The sequence below is a fragment of the Pseudomonas sp. MONT-RG-20F-20-E-7-02 genome (assembly GCF_022662395.1).
GTDB lineage: Bacteria > Pseudomonadota > Gammaproteobacteria > Pseudomonadales > Pseudomonadaceae > Aquipseudomonas.
This window is the reverse complement of record NZ_JAKNQN010000003.1, coordinates 385,463-406,411: the sequence shown is the minus strand read 5'-3', so window position 1 is coordinate 406,411 and position 20,949 is coordinate 385,463. Positions and strand designations below refer to the sequence as shown.

Here is a 20,949-nt window from a genome sequence, read left to right as displayed (position 1 = left end):
CTTCTCCAAAAACTGGGCGCGCATTCTACCTGACTTGAGGGTGGGATGCGGTCGGCATTTTCGCCATGGACACGTTCTGAAGGAGATTTCCAACAGACTTGGACCAACCGGCCGGCAAACCTTTCACCAGTCGCTGGCAAAAGGCTAAGCTAGGGGCAATCAGTGTCGGCAGAGCCGGTGCTAGTCGTGATTTCTCTGCACGGACGTCTCATGCGCAGTCGCCTTTTCAACTTTTTATCTTGCCTGCTTCTTTCCGCCACCGCCGTTCAATCCGCCCAGGCCGTGGACCTCACCACCCAACGTCAATATTACGATGAAGCCAAACGCGCCCTCGCCAAAGGCGACAGCGGCCCGTACATGCAATACAGCCAGGCCTTGGCCGACTACCCGCTGACGCCCTACCTGGCCTATGACGAACTGACCGCGCGCCTGAAAACCGCAAGCAACGAGGAAATCGAACAGTTCCTCGCCAAAAACGGCGACCTGCCCCAGGCCAACTGGATGAAACTGCGTTGGCTGCGCTGGCTGGCCGACCGTGGCGACTGGCAGACGTTTGAAAAGTACTACGATGCCAAACTCAATTTCGTCGAACTGGACTGCCTGCATGGCCAGTACCAGCTCACCCACAACCTCAAAGCCGAAGGCTACAAGACCACCGAAAAACTCTGGCTGACCGGCAAATCCCAGCCTGCCGCGTGTGACGCCACCTTCGGCCAGTGGGCCGCCGATGGCCAACTCACCGAACAGAAAATCTGGGATCGCGCCAAACTCGCCGCCGAAGCGCGCAACTACGCGCTGGCCAACAGCCTGGTAAAAACCCTGCCAACCCTCGGCGCCCAAGGTCGCCTGATGGTTGACGTGGCGCAAAAGCCCGACATGCTCAGCGACCCGTCGCGCTTCCTGCCGGCCAACGAGGCCATGTCCGACGCCGTAGGCCTGGGCCTGCGCCGCCTGGCACGCCAGGACCCGGACAAGGCCATGGCGCTGCTCGACGGTTACGCCAGCAGCATGCACTTCTCCCGTGACGAAAAAGTGTCGATCGCCCGTGAAATCGGCCTGACCCTGGCTCGCCGCTATGACCCGCGCGCATTGGACGTAATGACCCAATACGATCCTGAGCTGCGTGACAACACCGTTTCAGAATGGCGCCTGCGCCTGCTGTTGCGCCTGGCGCGCTGGGAAGATGCCTACCAGTTGACCCGCAAACTCCCACAAGACCTGGCGACCACCAACCGCTGGCGTTACTGGCAGGCGCGCAGCCTGGAACTGGCTGAGCCGAAGAACCCGCAACCGCTGGTGCTGTACAAAAACCTCGCCCAGGAACGTGATTTCTACGGCTTCCTGGCGGCGGATCGCTCCAAAGCGCCGTATCAGTTGAAAAACAAACCGCTGGTGATGAGCCAGGCGCTGGTCAACAAGGTCCGCAACACCCCCGGTGTACGCCGTGCGCTGGAGTTCTATGCCCGTGGCCAGATCGTCGATGGCCGGCGCGAGTGGTATCACGTCAGCCGCCACTTCAACCGCGATGAAATGGTCGCCCAGGCCAAACTGGCCTATGACATGAAGTGGTACTTCCCGGCGATCCGCACTATCAGCCAGGCGCAGTATTGGGATGACTTGGATATCCGCTTCCCGATGGCGCACCGCGACACCCTGGTGCGCGAAGCCAAGGTTCGTGGCCTGCATTCGAGCTGGGTATTCGCTATTACTCGCCAGGAAAGCGCGTTCATGGACGACGCCCGCTCCGGCGTTGGCGCCAGTGGCCTGATGCAATTAATGCCCGGCACCGCCAGGGAAACCGCGCGCAAATTCAGCATCCCACTGGCCTCCCCGGCCCAGGTGCTGGACCCGGACAAAAACATCCAGCTCGGCGCCGCCTACCTGAGCCAGGTGCACAGCCAGTTCAACGGCAACCGCGTACTCGCCTCGGCCGCCTACAACGCCGGCCCCGGCCGCGTACGCCAGTGGCTGCGCGGTGCCGACCACCTGAGTTTCGACGTGTGGGTAGAAAGCATCCCGTTCGACGAAACCCGTCAGTACGTGCAGAACGTGCTGTCTTATTCGGTGATCTACGGGCAGAAGCTCAATTCACCGCAGCCGCTGGTGGATTGGCATGAGCGGTATTTTGATGATCAGTAAGGTTTGAAGCAGAGATGAAAATGCCCGCATTGAGAGATGCGGGCATTTTTTATGGGGCGCTCGGGCGCTCGCTTTGCACAGCCTCAGCCAAGGCCAGACTCAAGGCTTGCAACATGAACTCGACGAAGGGCGTCGCCTCCGCCTGCTTGTCAGCAGCCGACAGCGCCGCGTAATAGGCATCCTGTTGTTCGCGTATCACCGCTTCTACCGGTAGATAAGCCAACACAGGGCGCCATTGGCTAAGGATCAAGGTTTGCCAAAGGCGCCCCATCCGCCCATTGCCGTCTGCGAAGGGGTGGATAAATTCAAATTCGTAATGAAATACACAGCTGGCGATCAGCGGGTGCCAATCAGAAGCCGAAAGCCATTGCAGCAAGTCATCCACCAGATGCGTCACGCGACTTGCAGGAGGAGCCATATGGACCAACTGCTCACCACGATAAATTCCGACGCCCGCCTGGCGAAACCGTCCTGCATCATCAATCAAACCGAACATCAGGAGGTCGTGTGCTTTCACCAAGTCCGCCCGATCACCCGGCGCCCATTGCGGCATCGCCTCGTAAGCCGTAAATGCATTACGCACTTCCTGGATTTCCCGAGGCAAACCTAACACTCGCTTACCCTCTAGAACGGCGGTCACTTGCTCGACGCTTAGGGTATTGCTCTCAATAGCCAGCGAAGCCTGGATTGTACGGATACGATTGCCGCGCCTTAGCTGGGGCGTTTGCCGATTATCGCCACCGACTGAAAGCTGACCGATCTGCTCACTAATGTCAGCGACCAAAGCCAGCATTTTTGTAGTCAGCGTCAACGGGGGTTGATAACGGCTCATGTCCTCATCCAGATCAATAACGAAAGATCACATAATGCCTTAAGGAGCAGGCATACCGCAGCTTCATTCAATGTCCACTCCATCACTGAACTGCAACGCCGCCAACCGCGCATACAGCGGGTTGCTCGCAATCAACTGCTGGTGCGTGCCCACCGCCACCAGCTTGCCTTGGTCCATCACCGCAATGCGGTCGGCGTTCTTGACCGTCGCCAACCTGTGCGCAATCACTAGCGTGGTACGGCCCAGCATCAACTGCGGCAACGCCTGCTGGATCAAGTGTTCGCTCTGGGCATCGAGGGCGCTGGTGGCTTCGTCCAGCAGCAGGATCGGCGCGTCCACCAGCAACGCGCGGGCGATGGCCAGGCGTTGGCGCTGGCCACCGGAAAGGCCCATGCCGCCGTCTCCCAGGTGGGTTTGGTAGCCGTCGGGCATTTGCAGGATGAAGTCGTGGGCGTGGGCGATACGCGCGGCGGCTTCTACCTGTTCGCGCGTGGCGGACGGGTTGCCGTAGCGGATGTTCTCTTCAACACTGCCAAAAAACAGCGCCGGGCTTTGGGACACCAGAGCGAAGTGGCGGCGCAGGTCCATGGGGTCGAGATCGGTCAGCGCGTGGCCTTCCAACAGGATGCGGCCTTGCTGGGGGTCGTAGAAACGCAGCAGCAGGTCAAAGATTGTCGATTTACCTGCGCCGGACGGGCCGACCAATGCCAGGGTTTCGCCGGGATTGATGGTCAGGCTCAGGCCGTCGATGGCGTAGCTGTCCGGCCGCGAAGGGTAGGAAAAGCGCAGGTCTTGCAGTTCCATGCGACCACTGACCCGCGCCGGCAACTGCACGGTGCCGGCAGCGGGCGCCTGGATTTCGTTGCTCGACTGCAGCAACTCGCCAATCCGTTCGGCGGCGCCGGCGGCACGCTGCAGTTCGCCGAGCACTTCGCTCAAGGTGCCGACGGCGCTGCCGACGATCAAGCTGTAAAACACGAACGCAGCCAGCTCACCACCGGAAATGCGCCCGCCGATCACGTCCATCCCACCAACCCACAGCATCACGCCGACAGCGCCGAGCACCAGCATGATCACCAGGGTAATCAGCCAGGCGCGCTGCACGATCCGTTTGCGCGCGGTGGCAAAGGCTTCTTCCACGGTGACAGCGAAACGCTGTTCGTCCTGCACCTGATGGTTGTAGGCCTGTACGGTCTTGATCTGGCCGAGGGTCTCGGACACGTAACTGCCGACGTCGGCGATACGGTCCTGGCTCAGGCGCGACAGGCTGCGTACGCGACGCCCGAAGATCAGGATCGGCGCCAGCACCAGCGGCAGCGCAATCACCACGATGCTGGTGAGTTTGGGGTTGGTGACAAACAGCAACACGATGCCGCCGATGACCATCAAGGCGTTGCGCAGGAACAGCGACAGCGACGAGCCGATCACCGATTGCAGCAAGGTGGTGTCGGTGGTCAGGCGTGACTGGATTTCCGAGCTGCGGTTGTTTTCGTAAAAGCCGGGGTGCAGGTAGATCAGGTGGTTGAACACTTGCCGGCGGATGTCCGCCACTACCCGTTCGCCGATCCACGACACCAGGTAAAACCGCGCAAATGTACCCACCGCCAGGCCCAGCACCAGAATCATGAACAGGCCGATGGACTGGTTGAGCAGGTGCGGCGACTGGGTCATGAAACCCTGATCGACCAACAGGCGAATGCCCTGCCCCATGGACAAGGTGATGCCCGCCGTGACGATCAACGCCAACAGGGCGCCCAGCGCCTGCCACCGGTAGGGCGCGATGAAGCGGCTGGCCAGGCGAATCGCACGGCGTTGTCGGACTGAGAACATGGAGGGCATCACCTGCGCAGGGGAAGATAGGTGGGGGAAGATAGATATCTACACCCAACATTGGGGGAACTTGGGTAAATAACAATGAGTCAGGTTAATTATGCCCGCCGATGCTGACCCCTAGAGGCTATCGGTCTAACCCCCGGCTGGAAATTTGTATCGGTTTCTGGTGGACTGGGTGTTCGAACCGGTGACTTTGTAAGGAGTTGTAATAGCTCGGTCACGCGGGCGGCTTAGAGTAGAAAGAATAGTAGGTACACAACCTGATGAGGAGACAGGCCATGACCTTGCAACATAGCAGCGAAGCCAAGATTGAAGTAATTCGCCAGCCGCAGCAGTTGCCTTGCTCGTACTTCGATGCAAAGGGCCGCGAAGTGCAGATTACCGAAGAGATGATCCAGCAAGCGTGCAGCGAACTGGAACAGCGACTGGTCAAGCCTGCCAAGCAAGGCTGAAGCGCCTAAGCTCGTTCAAAACCGGCCTTGATGGCCGGTTTTTTTATGCCGGTTTAAAGGCTGACCGCGCCCAATGCCGAGACAATATTCGACAACACCGCCGACTCGCCATTGATGCGCACCTTCAAGCCATCAATCTCACGGCGCTCCGGATAGTGCTTGCGCAGCAGGTCGAATGCCTTGCGCTGCTCTTGCACGGTGCCTACCAGGCTGCGGCGGAAATCCGCGTCATCGCGGCGCGGGTCGTACACGCTGCGACACAGGGTCGCCAGCGCCCAGGCCGGGTCGGTGGACGCGTTCAAGTGCACCTCGGCCAACCACGGTTGCGGCAGCAGGTCACTTAAATGGATGCCGGGTTCCTGGCCCAGGTGGGCGCAGAACGCCTGGTAAATCTGCGCGGTGCCGCGTTGTTTGCCGTCGAGGCTGTAACCGGCGATATGCGGGGTCGCCAGCACGCACAGGTCGGCCAGGTCGACGTCCACTTCGGGCTCGCCTTCCCACACGTCCAACACCGCCTGCAGGTCCTCGCGTTCCAGCAGCACCTCGCGCAGGGCGGCGTTATCCACCACCGGCCCCCGGCTGGCGTTGATCAGCCAGGTGCCGGGCTTGAGGCGATTGAGGCGCTCACGGTCAAACAGGTGCCAGGTGGAGCCATTGCCGGACTTGGTCAGCGGCGTGTGCAGGCTGATCACATCGCATTGCTGGATGATCTGCTCAAGGCTGACGTAGTCACCGTCTTCGGCGATCTGGCGTGGCGGGTCGCAGACCAGCACGTTCCAGCCCAGGCCCTTGAGCACCTTGACCAGCCGCCCACCGACTTCACCGGCACCGACGACGCCGTAGGTGCGCTGATTGAGGTCGTTACCTTCGATTTCGGCCAGGGTCTGCAGGCTGCCCAGCACATAGTCGACCACGCCGCGCGCATTGCAGCCGGGTGCGCTGGACCAGCTGATCCCGGCCTGCTTGAAGTAGTCGAGATCCAGGTGATCGGTGCCGATGGTGCAGGTGCCGACAAAACGTACCTGTGTGCCTTCCAGCAAGGCGCGGTTGACGTTGGTCACCGAGCGCACCAGCAGCACATCGGCCTGCTCGACCGTAGCGCGATCGATGGAACGGCCGGGCACCCGGCGAATCTCGCCAAACCCTTCGAAGAATGCATCGAGCAGCGGGATATTTTCGTCGGCAACAATCAGCATGGCAGGCTCCTTTCGCGGACCAGCAGTGTACAGGGATGCGACTGGTGTAACACCGCAGATGCCAGGTGGGCGGTGCTTATTGGGGAGCGGGCTTATGTGGGAGTCGGGCTTGCCCGCAATAGCATCACCTCGGTACAACTGATAGACCGAGGCGTCTGCATCGCAGGCAAGCCAGCTCCCACATAAGCCTGTACACACAGGAGCCAAGTGGCTGCCGCAAGAGCGCTTACAAAACGCTAACACAGGTTTTTTCCTGACCGTTGCGTCAGCGCGTAGACTGCGCCGTCCTTTGTGATGCTTTTTAAATGGACACCCGCACGTGAACACCGCCACCACCGCCCTCTCCCGCCCCGCCCGCGTCAGCCGTGAGGTGCGCAGCCTGCTGACCCTGGCCCTGCCGATCATGATCGGCCAACTGGCGACCACGGCCATGGGCTTTGTCGATGCGGTGATGGCCGGGCGTGTGAGCCCGCGAGACCTGGCGGCGGTGGCGCTGGGCAACTCGATCTGGATTCCGGTGTACCTGCTGATGACCGGCACCTTGCTGGCCACCACGCCTAAAGTCGCCCAGCGTTTCGGCGCCGGCAACCACACCGAGATCGGCCCGCTGGTGCGTCAATCCCTGTGGCTGGCCGTGGTGGTGGGGCTCACCGCGCTGCTGATGCTGGTCAGCGCCGAGCCGATCCTGCATGTGATGAAGGTCGACCCCGAGCTGATCAAGCCGTGCATGGCCTACCTGCACGGCATCGCCTCGGGCATGCCGGCCATCGCCCTGTATTACGTGCTGCGCTGCTTCAGCGATGGCCTGGGCCGTACGCGGCCGAGCATGGTCATGGGCCTGTGCGGCCTGGCACTGAATATCCCGCTGAACTACGTGTTCATTTATGGCCATTTCGGCGTGCCGGCCATGGGCGGTGTGGGCTGTGGCTGGGCCACGGCCATTGTGATGTGGGTGATGATGCTCGGCCTGGCCGCCTGGACCCGCTGGGCACCGGCCTACCAGAGCAGCGAGTTGTTCAAGCGATTCGACTGGCCAAAATGGTCGGTGATCAAGCGCGTACTGGGCATCGGCCTGCCGATTGGCATCGCGGTGTTTGCCGAATCGAGCATTTTTGCGGTGATCGCGCTGCTGATCGGCAGCCTGGGCGCCAACGTGGTGGCCGGGCACCAGATTGCGCTGAACTTCAGCTCGCTGGTGTTCATGATCCCTTACTCGCTGAGCATGGCCGTCACCGTACGTGTCGGCCAGGCCCTGGGCCGTGGCGAACCGCGGGAAGCACGCTTTGCCGCCGGGGTCGGCATGGGCACGGCACTGACGTACGCCTGCTTGTCCTGCAGCCTGATGCTGCTGTTTCGCGAACAGATTGCCACGATCTATACCCCTGACCCGTCAGTGATCCACGTGGCGTCGATGCTGATTGTGTTTGCGGCGCTGTTCCAGTTTTCCGACGCGATCCAGGTCACGGCCGCCGGCGCATTGCGTGGCTACCAGGACACGCGGGTGACCATGGTGCTGACCTTGTTTGCTTACTGGGGCGTGGGCTTGCCGGTGGGTTACGCCTTGGGGCTGACCGACTGGCTGGGCGCAGCCAGCGGGCCGAGCGGCCTGTGGCAGGGGCTGATCGTGGGCCTGAGCTGCGCCGCCGCGATGCTGGTGATCCGCCTGACACGCAGCGCGCGCCGGCGGATTCGGCTGGCTTAACCGGCGTTCTTGCGAATCCAGTACAGGTACGTACCGGCCTGCTCCTGCTGATCCACCAGTTCGTGGTCGAGGAACACGCAGAACTTGGGAATATCGCGACGGGTCGACGGATCGGTCGCGATCACCTTGAGCAAGCCGCCGGGCGGCAGGTCACGGATGTGCTGGTGCAGCATCATCACGGGCTCGGGGCAGTTGAGGCCGGTGGCGTCGAGCGTCCCATCGACGGCTAGATCATTGCTCATAGTCACTCCTAAAACTGGCCCGCTCTAATGTGGGAGCGGCGGTTCGACGATTCGACTTGCCCGCGATGACCGGGGCACATTCACTATGGATTTCGACTGTTATACCGCTATCGCAGGCAAGCCAGCTCCCACAGTTGGGCTCAGCGTGATTTCGATTTCTTCACATCCACCAACCGGCGCAAATGGCAGGTCACTTCCTCACGGTCGTGATACAGCTGCTTGCAGCCGATCTCAACACGAATACCGCGCGCCTTGAAGCCGTCTTCGATGCGCTCCAGCAAACGCTTCACTTCGGCGTAACGCTGTTTCATCGGCAACTTCAGGTTCACCACCGCTTCACGGCAATAACCTTCGCCGATCCAGGTTTCCAGCAGCGCCGCGTTGCGCGCGGGTTTCTCCACGATGTCGCAGACCATCCAGTCCACCGGCTGCTTGGGCACGAAGGTGAAACCATCGGCCATCAAGTGCTGCACCAGGCCGGTGTCCATCAGGCTTTCAGCCATCGGGCCGTTGTCGATGGCGGTCACCAGCATGCCACGGTTGACCAGCTGCCAGGTCCAGCCGCCCGGCGCTGCGCCGAGATCGACGCCGGTCATGTCGCTGTGCAGGCGCTCGTCCCACTGGTCGCGGGGGATAAAGTGGTGCCAGGCCTCTTCCAGCTTCAAGGTCGAACGGCTGGGCGCTTCACGCGGGAACTTGAGGCGCGGGATGCCCATCGGCCACATCGCCGAGTTGTTCGACTCGGCCAGGCCCATGAACACCTCGCGGCCGCTCTTGAAGGTCAGCAGCAGGCGCGGCTTGGTTGGGTCGTCGACCAGCTTGCCGGCGTTCAACAAGGCTTTGCGCAGGTGCACTTCGAATTTCTTGCAAAAGTTCGACAGCTCCTTGCCGTCGTTGGTGTCGACCATTTCCAGCCACAGGCTGCCGCACACCGGGAAGCCTTGCAGGTGCGCAAGGATCACGCTGATACGGTCGGTTTCCGGCAGGTCGATAAACACACCGCGCGCCCATTGCCGCGGGAAGATCAGCTCGGCAAAGCGCTGGCCGTGCATCAGGCGCTGGGCGCCGTCTTCTTCGGTGCAGACAAATTCGGCGCAGGCGCTGCCGGTCTTGGTCTTGGCATAGCCGGAAACGTTCAGGCGCGCGGCGTGTTCCGCGATCTCGGAACAGACTTCACCTTCAAAACCCGGGCGGCAGTGCATAAAAAGGGTGTTCATTGAATCTCCTGGCAACTGGCTTGCTGTAGCGCAATACCTGTCATGAAAACGCGCGCATGATAGCCGAGTTCGGAACCTTGGACTTAACGATAGAGTCCAGTTATTAGCCTGCTAATGAAAACAGGGCTAAGTTGAAAGCTCTGTTCGTCCCGTCAGGTCCGTAGCCGTGCGGACCATAAGGAGTCATGTAATGTCATCCCTTGATAGCCTGAGAACCCTTAAAACCCTGCAAATCGACGCCAAAACCTACCATTACTTCAGCTTGCCCGAAGCCGCCAAGAGCCTCGGTGACCTGGACAAGCTGCCGATGTCCCTCAAGGTGCTGCTGGAAAACCTGCTGCGCTGGGAAGACAACAAGACCGTCACCGGCACCGACCTCAAGGCCATCGCCGCCTGGCTGAAAGAACGCCAGTCCGACCGCGAGATTCAATACCGCCCGGCCCGCGTGCTGATGCAAGACTTTACCGGCGTACCCGCTGTGGTCGACCTGGCCGCCATGCGCGCCGCCGTGGCCAAGGCCGGTGGTGACCCGCAACGCATCAACCCACTCTCCCCCGTGGACTTGGTGATCGACCACTCGGTGATGGTCGACAAGTTCGGCACCACCAGCGCCTTTGAGCAGAACGTCGACATCGAAATGCAGCGCAACGGCGAGCGCTACGCCTTCCTGCGTTGGGGCCAAAGTGCCTTCGACAACTTCAGCGTAGTGCCACCGGGCACCGGCATCTGCCACCAGGTCAACCTCGAATACCTCGGCCGCACCGTGTGGACCAAGGACGAAGACGGCCGCACCTACGCCTTCCCCGACACCTTGGTCGGCACTGACTCGCACACCACCATGATCAACGGCCTCGGCGTACTCGGCTGGGGCGTGGGCGGGATCGAAGCGGAAGCGGCGATGCTCGGCCAGCCGGTGTCGATGCTGATCCCGGAAGTGATCGGCTTCAAGCTCACCGGCAAATTGAAAGAAGGTATTACCGCCACCGACCTGGTGCTGACCGTCACGCAGATGCTGCGTAAGAAAGGCGTGGTGGGCAAATTCGTCGAGTTCTACGGCGACGGCCTGGCCGACTTGCCTTTGGCCGACCGTGCCACCATCGCCAACATGGCCCCGGAATACGGCGCCACCTGCGGATTCTTCCCGGTGGATGAGGTGACGCTGGACTACCTGCGCCTGTCCGGTCGCCCGGCAGAAACCGTCAAGCTGGTGGAGGCCTACACCAAGGCGCAGGGTTTGTGGCGTAATGCCGGCCAGGAACCGGTGTTCACCGACACCCTGGCCCTGGACATGGGCAGTGTCGAAGCCAGCCTCGCCGGGCCGAAACGCCCGCAGGACCGTGTTTCGCTGCCAAACGTCGGCCAAGCCTTCAGCGACTTCCTCGACCTGCAATTCAAACCGACCAACAAAGAAGAAGGCCGCCTGGAAAGCGAAGGCGGCGGCGGTGTAGCCGTGGGCAATGCCGACCTGGTCGGCGAAACCGATTATGAATACGACGGCCACACCTATCGCCTGAAAAACGGCGCGGTGGTGATCGCCGCCATTACCTCGTGCACCAACACCTCGAACCCCAGCGTGATGATGGCCGCAGGTCTGGTGGCGAAAAAAGCCGTGGAAAAGGGCCTGACCAGCAAACCTTGGGTAAAAACCTCGCTGGCGCCCGGCTCCAAAGTGGTTACGGACTACTACAAAGCGGCGGGCCTGACCCAATACCTGGACAAGCTCGGCTTCGACTTGGTGGGTTACGGCTGCACTACCTGCATCGGCAACTCCGGCCCACTGCCGGAGCCCATCGAAAAAGCCATCCAGAAAGCCGACCTCGCGGTGGCCTCGGTACTGTCCGGCAACCGCAACTTTGAAGGCCGCGTGCACCCGCTGGTGAAAACCAACTGGCTGGCCTCACCACCACTGGTGGTCGCCTATGCGTTGGCCGGCACCGTGCGCATCGATATCAGCAGCGAGCCGCTGGGCGAAGGCAAAGACGGCAAGCCGGTGTACCTGAAAGACATCTGGCCAAGCAGCCAGGAAATCGCCGACGCCGTGGCGCAGGTGAGCACCGGCATGTTCCACAAGGAATACGCCGAGGTGTTTGCCGGTGACGAGCAGTGGCAAGCGATTGAAGTGCCCCAGGCGGCGACTTATGTGTGGCAGAAGGATTCCACCTACATTCAGCACCCACCGTTCTTCGACGACATTGCCGGGCCATTGCCGGTGATCAAAGACGTCCAGGGCGCCAACGTGCTGGCCTTGCTGGGCGACTCGGTGACCACCGACCACATCTCCCCGGCCGGCAACATCAAGGCCGACAGCCCTGCTGGCCGCTACCTGCGCGAGCAGGGCGTGGAACCGCGTGACTTCAACTCCTACGGCTCACGCCGAGGCAACCATGAAGTGATGATGCGCGGCACCTTCGCCAATATCCGTATCCGCAATGAAATGCTCGGCGGCGAAGAAGGCGGCAACACGCTGTACATTCCCACCGGCGAGAAAATGCCGATTTACGACGCGGCCATGAAATACCAGGCGTCGGGCACGCCGCTGGTGGTGATCGCGGGCCAGGAATACGGCACCGGCTCAAGCCGCGACTGGGCGGCCAAGGGCACTAACCTGCTGGGGGTCAAGGCGGTGATCGCCGAGAGCTTCGAGCGGATTCACCGTTCCAACCTGGTGGGCATGGGCGTGCTGCCGCTGCAGTTCAAGCTGGATCAGAACCGCAAGGCGCTCAAACTCACCGGCAAAGAGAAAATCGACATCCTTGGGCTGACCAATGCCGAGATCGAACCGCGGATGAACCTGACGCTGGTGATCACGCGCGAGGATGGCAGCAGCGAGAAGATCGAGGTGCTGTGCCGGATTGATACGCTCAATGAAGTGGAATACTTCAAGGCGGGCGGCATCTTGCACTATGTACTGCGCCAGTTGATCGCGTCCTAAGCAACACTGGAGATCAAATGTGGGAGCTGGCTTGCCTGCTCCCACAGTTTTTGATCACATTCCAGGCATGAAAAAGGCGCTGCATCTTTCGATGCAGCGCCTTTTTCATGCGGTACGGTTTAGGCGAACAACCACTTCCACAACAACACCAGCACGACAACCGCCAGCACCGGCCGCGCAATGCGGTAGGCCTTGGGATGCTTGCGCTTCCATTGCTTGACCACACCGCTGAACTTGTCGCTGAAGGTTTTGCTCCAGGCATACGCCTGGTTGATCCCGCCTACGCGCTCGTCATCCAGGTTCTGCGGCGCCGTCGCGCGGCCCAGTTGCTTGCTGACCCAGCGGTTGACGCGGGTCATGATGCGGTTGCTCAACGGGCGTTCAATGTCACAGAACAGGATCACGCGGGTCTGGTCGGTTTCGTTCTTCACCCAGTGCACGTAGGTTTCGTCGAACATCACGTCTTCACCGTCGCGCCAGGCGTAGACCTGGCCGTCGACGAAGATGCGGCAGTCGTCGGAATTCGGCGTGGACAGGCCCAGGTGATAGCGCAGGGAACCGGCAAACGGGTCACGGTGCGGGTTGAGGTGGCTGCCACCCGGCAACAGCGCGAACATCGCGCCCTTGACGTTCGGAATGCTGCTGACCAGCGCCACGGTTTTCGGGCACAGCGCCTCGGCCGACGGCAGCGGTTTGTCGTACCACTTGAGGTAGAAACGCTTCCAGCCTTTTTTGAAGAACGAACCGAAACCGGCGTCGTTGTTCTTTTCGGCGGCGCGGATGTAACCCTCGTCGAACAGGTGCATGGCCTCTTCGCGGATCACTTCCCAGTTGTCCTTGAGCACATCCAGTTCCGGGAACTTGCTGCGGTCCAGATAGGGCTTGGACGGCACAGCCGAAAACAGGTACATCAGGGCGTTATACGGGGCGAACAGCGCCGAATGGTTGACGAACTGGCGCAGCATCGGCAAACGGGCCTTGCCACGCAGGTGCACATACAGCGTGCTGCCGATAAACAGCAGCAACACCGACAGTTTGGCGGCCAAAGAAAAGGTCATGCAGCAACTCCTGGAAATAAGCGCCTGGCCAACAGCCTCCCATCAACGGGAAACCAGACGTAACAGCCGGCCATGATAAACACTTGGGCCATTATGCAGAAGGCCCAGGCCGACCGGCTGACCTGCATCAAACCCTGCGGCGAACAATCAAGCCTGGTTTTCCTGCTCGGTAAACAAATCACTGAACAGCATACTCGACAGGTAGCGCTCGCCGGAGTCCGGCAGGATCACCACGATGGTCTTGCCCTGCATTTCCGGCTTCTCGGCCAGGCGCACGGCCACGGCCATGGCCGCACCGCAGGAAATACCGCACAAAATGCCTTCTTCCTGCATCAAGCGCAGGGCCATGGCCTTGGATTCTTCATCGGTCACCAGTTCCACGCGGTCAACCATCGACAAATCGAGGTTTTTCGGCACAAACCCGGCGCCAATTCCCTGGATTTTGTGCGGGCTCGGCTTGATCTCTTCACCCGCCAGTGCCTGGGTGATCACCGGCGACACCATCGGCTCCACCGCCACCGACAGAATCGGCTTGCCGGCAATGTTCTTGATATAGCGCGACACGCCGGTAATGGTGCCGCCGGTGCCCACGCCTGCGACCAGCACGTCCACGGCGCCATCGGTGTCGTTCCAGATTTCCGGGCCGGTGGTTTTTTCGTGAATCGCCGGGTTGGCCGGGTTTTCGAACTGGCCTGGCATAAAGTAGGTGGCCGAGTCGCTGGCAACGATCTCAGCAGCTTTGGCGATGGCGCCTGGCATGCCCTTGGCCGGCTCGGTCAGCACCAGCTCGGCGCCCAGAGCCTTGAGCACTTTACGCCGTTCGATGCTCATCGACGCCGGCATGGTCAGCAGCAGCTTGTAGCCACGGGCGGCGGCTACAAAAGCAAGGCCGATGCCGGTGTTGCCGGAGGTCGGTTCTACAATGGTCATGCCCGGCTTGAGTTTGCCGCTGCTTTCAGCGTCCCAGATCATGTTCGCGCCAATGCGGCACTTCACCGAATAGCCTGGGTTTCGCCCCTCGATCTTGGCCAGAATGGTCACGCCACGCGGTGCGATGCGGTTGATCTGCACCAGGGGCGTGTTGCCGATGGAGTGCGCGTTGTCTGCAAAGATACGGCTCATGACGGGTCCTTAAGGCAATTTCAACAAGGCCCCAAGGGTATGCCTCAGGCCTTTGGGCGTCCAGTCAGAGGAACGTTGCGCCTGCGCGCGCGGTCCATCGCCTATACCGTTGGAGAACCTGCACATGAAACGTCGCTACAGTGGGCTGCTATGGATCGTCGCCGTACTGGTGGTAGTACTGATCGCCCTGGACCTCGCCCTGCCCTACCTGGTGCGCAACTACCTGAACGACAAGCTCGCCGACATGGGCGACTACCGTGGCCAAATCACCGATGTGGACGTGGCCCTGTGGCGTGGCGCCTATAAGATCAACGGCCTGCAGATCGTCAAGGTCGACGGCAAGGTGCCTGTGCCGTTCGTCAAGGCGCCGGTGATCGACCTGTCGGTGAGCTGGCATTCGCTGTGGTACGACCATGCGGTGGTTGCCGAGGCACAATTCTTTCAGCCGGAGCTGAATTTCGTCGACGGCGGCAACCAGCAGGCATCCCAGACCGGTAAGGGCACCGACTGGCGTGAACAACTGAGCAAATTGCTGCCGATCACCCTCAACGAAGTGCGAATTCAGGACGGCAAGATCGCCTTCCACAACTTCAATTCCAAGCCACCGGTGAATATCTACGCCACCCAGGTCAACGCCAGCTTCTATAACCTGACTAACGTGGTGGACATCAAAGGCAAACGCGACGCCACCTTTGAAGGCAAGGCGCAGTTACTCGGCCAGGCGCCGCTGGAAGCCACAGCGGCGTTCGACCCGCTGAGCAACTTTGAAGATTTCGAATTCCGCTTTCGCGCCAAGGATATTCAACTCAAGCGCCTGAACGACTTCGCCTCCGCCTACGGCAAATTCGACTTCAAGGCCGGCACTGGCGCCGTAGTGATCGAAGCCCAGGCCGAAAAAGGCCAGTTGAGCGGCTACATCAAGCCGCTGTTGCGCGACGTGGAAGTCTTTGATTGGAAGCAAGACGTTGAGAACAAAGACAAAAACATTTTCCGCTCGATTTGGGAGGCCGTGGTCGGCGCCAGCGAGACGGTGTTGAAAAACCAGAACAAAAACCAGTTTGCCACCCGCGTCGAACTCAGTGGCAGCGTGCATCAGCAAAATGTCAGCGCGTTCTCTGCGTTTTTGTCGATTTTGCGTAATGGGTTTATCCAGGCGTTCAATGCGCGGTATGAGCAGCCCAAGCCAAGTGCTGACTAAGTCACACGCCCGAGGGCAACTATGGTGAAACACTGAGCCCTCGTTTATCGTAGCGCCGAGTAAACTCCAACGACTAGTAAGGACACTAAAATGCGCATCTGCGGCTGGATACTGACAATTCTTGGTTATCTTTGGGCCTTTTCGGGCTGTATGCGATTGATCATATCCGCCATTGAAGGCGGGCCGATGGCCCGCCAGATGATCCTCATAAGCTTGGGCACACTGGTTTTAGCAGCACTCGCCCTGTGGGGCGGCAGCAAGCTCAGGGATAAAGCCGATGCGCGGGCGTATGCGTTGGAAAAAAACCGCTAGCGGTCACGCGTGACCGGCCATTCAGAGACTGAATAACCCGTCTGCGTTCACAGTCGCCGGGGCTGCGCGGTATAGTCCTGGCATTGATGAATTCGAGGAATGACCGATGAAGTTCGAAGGCACCCAGGCCTATGTGGCTACCGATGACCTGAAACTGGCCGTCAACGCCGCCATCACCCTGGAGCGGCCGCTGCTGGTCAAGGGCGAGCCCGGCACCGGCAAGACCATGCTCGCCGAGCAACTGGCCGAATCCTTCGGCGCCAAGTTGATCACCTGGCATATCAAGTCCACCACCAAGGCGCACCAGGGCCTCTACGAGTACGACGCCGTCAGCCGCCTGCGCGACTCGCAGCTGGGCGTGGACAAGGTCCACGACGTGCGCAATTACCTGAAGAAGGGCAAGCTCTGGGAGGCTTTCGAGTCCGAGGAGCGGGTGATTCTGCTGATCGATGAAATCGACAAGGCCGACATCGAGTTCCCCAACGACTTGCTGCAAGAACTCGACAAGATGGAGTTCTACGTCTACGAAATCGACGAGACCATCAAGGCCAAGAAGCGCCCGATCATCATCATTACCTCCAACAACGAAAAAGAGCTGCCGGACGCGTTCCTGCGCCGCTGCTTCTTCCACTACATCGCCTTCCCCGACCGCACGACCCTGCAAAAGATCGTCGATGTGCATTACCCCGACATCAAGAAAGACTTGGTCAGCGAAGCGCTGGATGTGTTCTTCGATGTGCGCAAAGTGCCGGGCCTGAAGAAAAAGCCCTCCACGTCCGAGCTGGTCGACTGGCTCAAGCTGCTGATGGCCGACAACATCGGCGAAGCCGTGCTGCGCGAACGCGACCCCACCAAGGCCATCCCGCCGCTGGCCGGCGCTCTGGTGAAGAATGAACAAGACGTTCAGTTGCTGGAACGCCTGGCATTCATGAGCCGTCGCGGTAATCGATAATGTTGCTCAACCTGTTCAACGAGATGCGCGCCGCCAAGGTGCCGGTGTCGGTGCGTGAACTGCTGGACCTGATCAACGCCTTGAAACAGCGCATGGTCTTCGCCGACATGGACGAGTTTTACTACTTGGCCCGCGCGATCCTGGTCAAGGATGAACGGCATTTCGACAAGTTCGACCGTGCGTTCGGTGCCTATTTCAACGGCCTGGAAAAACTCGACGATCACCTGCAGGCGCTGATCCCCGAAGAGTGGCTGCGCAAGGAATTCGAACGTTCGCTGAGCGATGAAGAGCGCGCGCAGATCCAGTCCCTCGGCGGCCTGGACAAGCTCATCGAAGAATTCAAGAAACGTCTGGAAGAACAAAAAGAACGCCATGCCGGCGGCAACAAGTGGATCGGCACCGGCGGCACCAGCCCGTTCGGCTCGGGTGGCTATAACCCGGAAGGTATTCGCGTGGGCGATGCCGGCAAGCGCCAGGGCAAGGCCGTGAAGGTGTGGGACCAGCGCGAGTACAAGAACCTTGACGATCAGGTCGAGTTGGGCACGCGCAACATCAAGATCGCCCTGCGCCGCCTGCGCAAGTTCGCGCGCCAGGGTGCGGCGGAAGAGCTGGACATCGACGGCACCATCGACCACACGGCACGGGATGCCGGGCTGCTGAATATCCAGATGCGTCCGGAGCGGCGCAACACCATCAAGCTGTTGCTGCTGTTCGACATTGGCGGCTCGATGGACGCCCATGTGAAGATCTGCGAAGAGCTGTTTTCTGCGTGCAAGACTGAGTTCAAGCACCTGGAGTATTTCTACTTCCACAACTTCGTGTACGAGTCGGTGTGGAAGAACAACCAACGCCGCACCTCGGAACGCACCTCCACCCAGGATTTACTGCACAAGTACGGCGCCGACTACAAAGTGATCTTTATCGGCGATGCGTCAATGGCGCCGTATGAAATCACCCAGGCCGGCGGCAGCGTCGAGCACTGGAATGAAGAACCTGGGTATGTGTGGATGCAACGCTTCATGGCCAAGTACAAGAAGCTGATCTGGATAAACCCGTACCCGAAGGACACCTGGGGCTATACGGCGTCGACGGGGATCGTGCGCGAGTTGGTGGAAGACCAGATGTACCCGCTGACGCTGCGGGGCCTGGAAGAAGGGATGCGCTTTCTCTCCAAGTAAATAGATCGTTCCCACGCTCCGCGTGGGAACGCAGCCCAGGACGCTCTGCGTCCCAAAGCTTGACGCAGAGCGTCACAAGAGGCATTCCCACGCAGAGCGTGGGAACGATCAGAACCGCTGCAAAAAGTCGATATGTTGCCGATGCGCCGTTTCCTGCACCACCGGCGCCAACCTGACCTTCTCTCCCGGCAAACACTGCGCCAGCCGCGCCAGCGCCAAGGGCGTCAACGCGCCCAAGCGCGGGTAACCGCCGATGGTCTGCCGATCATTGAGCAACACAATCGGCTGCCCATCCGGCGGCACCTGGATCGCTCCCAATGGAATACCTTCAGAGATCAACGACGGTCCCTGATACTGCAACGGCGTGCCCAGCAGGCGCATGCCCATGCGGTCGGCGCGGCTGTCCAGCGCCCATTCGGTGTTGAAGGCATCGAACAAACTCTGCCCGCTGAACTGGCCGATCTGTGCACCGACAATCACGTCCAAGGGAGCCTTGGCAGGCAAGTTGGGCGCGCTCAGCACCTTCATCGCACCGCCCTTTCCGGAATACATCAACCGCCCGCCTTCGACCAAGGCTTTACCGAAACCGTCCAGCCCACCCAACGCTTCACGCACCACCGTGGCACAACTGCCCAGCACCGCCGGCGCATCAAAGCCGCCAGGCGCCGCCAGGTAAGCCCGCGCGCCACTGAACGGCTGGGTAAAGCGCAGCCGCTGGCCCTTTTGCAGGATGAAACTGCGCCCCGGGCTGATCGCGCGTTCATCGATATACGCGCCCAGATCCGCACCGGCCAGCGCCAGCAAGCAATAATCTTCAGCCTGTAGGGTGAACCCGCCCAAGGTGATTTCCACCACCGGCGCGTCCAGCGCATTGTCCAACAGCCAGTTGGCCCACGACATCGACACCCAATCCAGCGCGCCGCCCTGAGTCACGCCCAGGTGCCGCACGCCAAAGCGACCGGCATCCTGCAACAGGCACAGCGGCGTGCTGGCCTCGATCAACAAGCGGCTCATGCGTGCGCCTCCAACGGCGTGTCATCGCCACCCAGGTGAATAAATTCAGCGTGATCAACGGCTTCGAAACGCACCGTATCGCCGGGCTGCATCAGGCTGTAGCCGTCGCGTTCACGGTCGAACAGTTTGGCCGGGGTGCGACCGATCAGGTTCCAACCGCCCGGCGAGACCACCGGGTACGCGGCGGTTTGCCGTTCGGCGATGCCGACGCTGCCGGCCGCCACGCGTTTGCGCGGGGTATTCAGGCGTGGCGTGGCGAGGATTTCGTCCACCAGCCCCATAAAGGCAAAACCAGGGGCGAAACCCAGGGCGAACACTTGGTATTCGTGGGCGCTGTGGCGGCGGATCACTTCGCCTACCGACAGGCCGCTGCGCTGGCTGAGCAGCGTCAGCTCCGGGCCGACACTCAGGTCGTACCACACCGGCAACACGTGACACTGGCCGCTGCCCTGGGCCTGAGGCTGCAGGTCGGCCAGCGCCTGGCCGATCAACTCCCTGGCCTGGGCCGGGCTCAACGCGGTGAGGTCGTAGTGCACCATCAGCGTGGTGTAGGACGGCACCAAATCCACCAGTGCCGGGCCAAAGCCTTCGCGCAGGCGTTGAGTGGCGGCGAGCATCCACGGCATGTTGGCTTCGGCAATCAGATCAAACAGACGCACCATCAGGCAGTCGATCGCTACCACTTCAATGCGTGGCTTCATGCTGGCTTCAACGCCTCGCGGATACGCTGCACAGCGGCAATCGAACTGGCGTTGTCGCCATGCACACACAGGGTGTTGGCCTGCAACACCAAGGCGCTGCCGTCGCTGGCGGTCAGGGCTTCACCACGGGAAATAGTCAGGGCCTGTTGCACGATGGTTTCGGAGTCATGGTGCACGGCACCCGGCAACTGGCGCGACACCAAATGCCCTTTGTGGTCGTAGGCACGGTCGGCGAAGGCCTCGAACCACAGCGTCACCCCGTATTCATCGCCCAAGGCCTGGGCCGCGCTGTTGTCGCGGGTAGCCAGCAGCATCAGCGGCAGGTCGCCATAAGCGGCGACGGCCTGGATCACCGCGCGCAATTGCGTGGGGTTGGCCATCATGTCGTTGTACATCGCGCCATGGGGTTTGACGTAGCTGACCCGCGCGCCTTGGGCGCGGCAGATGCCGTCGAGGGCGCCGATCTGGTAGTGCAACAGGTCCTGGATTTCCTGCGGTGTGTAGGCCATGGAGCGGCGGCCGAACCCTTGCAGGTCCTGGTACGCCGGGTGTGCGCCCACTTGCACGCCGTGCTTGAGGGCCAGGGTGACGGTCTTGCGCATGATGCTCGGGTCACCGGCATGAAAGCCGCAGGCGACGTTGGCGCAATCAATGAATGGCATAACCTCGGCGTCCAGACCCATGGTCCAATTGCCAAAACTTTCGCCAATGTCGCAATTCAATAGAAGACGGCTCACGGTCGGTGTACCTCCAGGCGTTGTATTTTTTGTAGTGTGGGATTTTTCGCACAGAACTGGCAACTTGTCCTGACACCCCAACGACGCTTATCGTGGAATGCCTCGATTTTTGGCGTTTGCCCGGTGCGGCGT

17 protein-coding genes and 1 pseudogene are annotated in these 20,949 nt (G+C 60.8%); 8 read left to right on the top strand and 10 right to left on the bottom strand.

What is annotated here, in order from left to right; translation table 11 throughout:
• Positions 1–210 precede the first annotated feature (210 nt).
• Positions 211–2,139 (top strand): transglycosylase SLT domain-containing protein, encoded by a 1,929-nt coding sequence (locus tag L8I05_RS10975; protein WP_242168901.1) that lies wholly within the window; start codon positions 211–213, stop codon positions 2,137–2,139.
• 67 nt (positions 2,140–2,206) lie between these two features.
• Here the strand turns inward: L8I05_RS10975 and L8I05_RS10970 are convergent.
• Together L8I05_RS10970 and L8I05_RS10965 are read right to left on the bottom strand one after the other, a co-directional pair.
• Positions 2,207–2,971, bottom strand: a pseudogene (locus tag L8I05_RS10970) (Fic family protein); the annotation flags it as partial.
• 63 nt (positions 2,972–3,034) lie between these two features.
• Positions 3,035–4,810: an ABC transporter transmembrane domain-containing protein gene (locus tag L8I05_RS10965; protein WP_242168899.1), complete on the bottom strand. Its 1,776-nt coding sequence runs from the start codon at positions 4,808–4,810 to the stop codon at positions 3,035–3,037.
• A 272-nt stretch (positions 4,811–5,082) separates the two neighbouring features.
• On the opposite strand from L8I05_RS10965, the gene L8I05_RS10960 reads away from it, so the two are divergent.
• On the top strand, positions 5,083–5,256 hold the full coding sequence (locus L8I05_RS10960; protein ID WP_174245603.1) for a PA1571 family protein: 174 nt from the start codon (positions 5,083–5,085) through the stop codon (positions 5,254–5,256).
• Between the two features lie 53 nt (positions 5,257–5,309).
• Here L8I05_RS10960 and pdxB read toward each other — a convergent pair whose 3' ends face one another.
• Complete coding sequence (pdxB, locus tag L8I05_RS10955; protein ID WP_242168897.1) at positions 5,310–6,452, bottom strand: 4-phosphoerythronate dehydrogenase PdxB; 1,143 nt, start codon at positions 6,450–6,452, stop codon at positions 5,310–5,312.
• 319 nt (positions 6,453–6,771) lie between these two features.
• Here pdxB and L8I05_RS10950 point away from each other — a divergent pair, with 319 nt between their 5' ends.
• Positions 6,772–8,154 (top strand): MATE family efflux transporter, encoded by a 1,383-nt coding sequence (locus L8I05_RS10950; RefSeq protein WP_242168895.1) that lies wholly within the window; start codon positions 6,772–6,774, stop codon positions 8,152–8,154.
• On the opposite strand, the gene tusA is transcribed toward L8I05_RS10950, so the two are convergent.
• Both tusA and rlmM read right to left on the bottom strand, forming a co-directional pair.
• Positions 8,151–8,396 carry a sulfurtransferase TusA gene (tusA, locus tag L8I05_RS10945; protein ID WP_197623837.1) on the bottom strand — a complete coding sequence of 82 codons (246 nt, stop codon included), beginning with the start codon at positions 8,394–8,396 and terminating at the stop codon, positions 8,151–8,153. The genes L8I05_RS10950 and tusA overlap by 4 nt on opposite strands.
• A gap of 140 nt (positions 8,397–8,536) precedes the next feature.
• Positions 8,537–9,613, bottom strand: a complete 1,077-nt coding sequence (gene rlmM, locus L8I05_RS10940; protein WP_242168894.1) for a 23S rRNA (cytidine(2498)-2'-O)-methyltransferase RlmM — start codon at positions 9,611–9,613, stop codon at positions 8,537–8,539.
• A gap of 190 nt (positions 9,614–9,803) precedes the next feature.
• On the opposite strand from rlmM, the gene acnA reads away from it, so the two are divergent.
• A complete protein-coding gene (gene acnA / locus L8I05_RS10935) occupies positions 9,804–12,545 on the top strand; it encodes an aconitate hydratase AcnA (protein ID WP_242168892.1) in 2,742 nt (913 codons plus the stop codon).
• A gap of 119 nt (positions 12,546–12,664) precedes the next feature.
• Here the strand turns inward: acnA and L8I05_RS10930 are convergent, their stop codons facing one another.
• The gene (locus L8I05_RS10930; protein WP_159954893.1) at positions 12,665–13,603 is read right to left on the bottom strand and encodes an aspartyl/asparaginyl beta-hydroxylase domain-containing protein; all 939 of its coding nucleotides are present in this window, start codon (positions 13,601–13,603) and stop codon (positions 12,665–12,667) included.
• A gap of 147 nt (positions 13,604–13,750) precedes the next feature.
• Complete coding sequence (gene cysK, locus L8I05_RS10925) at positions 13,751–14,725, bottom strand: cysteine synthase A (protein WP_242168889.1); 975 nt, start codon at positions 14,723–14,725, stop codon at positions 13,751–13,753.
• A 124-nt stretch (positions 14,726–14,849) separates the two neighbouring features.
• On the opposite strand from cysK, the gene L8I05_RS10920 reads away from it, so the two are divergent.
• From L8I05_RS10920 to L8I05_RS10905, 4 genes are all read left to right on the top strand, one after another.
• Positions 14,850–15,923: a DUF748 domain-containing protein gene (locus L8I05_RS10920; RefSeq protein ID WP_242168887.1), complete on the top strand. Its 1,074-nt coding sequence runs from the start codon at positions 14,850–14,852 to the stop codon at positions 15,921–15,923.
• Between the two features lie 90 nt (positions 15,924–16,013).
• On the top strand, positions 16,014–16,235 hold the full coding sequence (locus L8I05_RS10915; protein ID WP_242168885.1) for a hypothetical protein: 222 nt from the start codon (positions 16,014–16,016) through the stop codon (positions 16,233–16,235).
• A 106-nt stretch (positions 16,236–16,341) separates the two neighbouring features.
• The gene (locus L8I05_RS10910) at positions 16,342–17,187 is read left to right on the top strand and encodes a MoxR family ATPase (protein ID WP_003210690.1); all 846 of its coding nucleotides are present in this window, start codon (positions 16,342–16,344) and stop codon (positions 17,185–17,187) included.
• Positions 17,187–18,365, top strand: coding sequence for a VWA domain-containing protein (locus L8I05_RS10905; RefSeq protein WP_242168883.1), 1,179 nt, complete (start codon positions 17,187–17,189; stop codon positions 18,363–18,365). Before L8I05_RS10910 ends, L8I05_RS10905 begins: the two co-directional genes overlap by 1 nt.
• Before the next feature lie 108 nt (positions 18,366–18,473).
• Here L8I05_RS10905 and L8I05_RS10900 read toward each other — a convergent pair whose 3' ends face one another.
• The 3 genes from L8I05_RS10900 to L8I05_RS10890 are packed head-to-tail and all read right to left on the bottom strand — an operon-like array spanning position 18,474 to position 20,817.
• The gene (locus L8I05_RS10900) at positions 18,474–19,379 is read right to left on the bottom strand and encodes a biotin-dependent carboxyltransferase family protein (RefSeq protein ID WP_242168881.1); all 906 of its coding nucleotides are present in this window, start codon (positions 19,377–19,379) and stop codon (positions 18,474–18,476) included.
• Complete coding sequence (gene pxpB, locus L8I05_RS10895; RefSeq protein ID WP_242168879.1) at positions 19,376–20,080, bottom strand: 5-oxoprolinase subunit PxpB; 705 nt, start codon at positions 20,078–20,080, stop codon at positions 19,376–19,378. Before pxpB ends, L8I05_RS10900 begins: the two co-directional genes overlap by 4 nt.
• Positions 20,077–20,817 (bottom strand): 5-oxoprolinase subunit PxpA, encoded by a 741-nt coding sequence (locus L8I05_RS10890; protein WP_159954887.1) that lies wholly within the window; start codon positions 20,815–20,817, stop codon positions 20,077–20,079. The genes pxpB and L8I05_RS10890 overlap by 4 nt, the downstream gene beginning before the upstream one ends.
• Positions 20,818–20,949 lie beyond the last annotated feature (132 nt).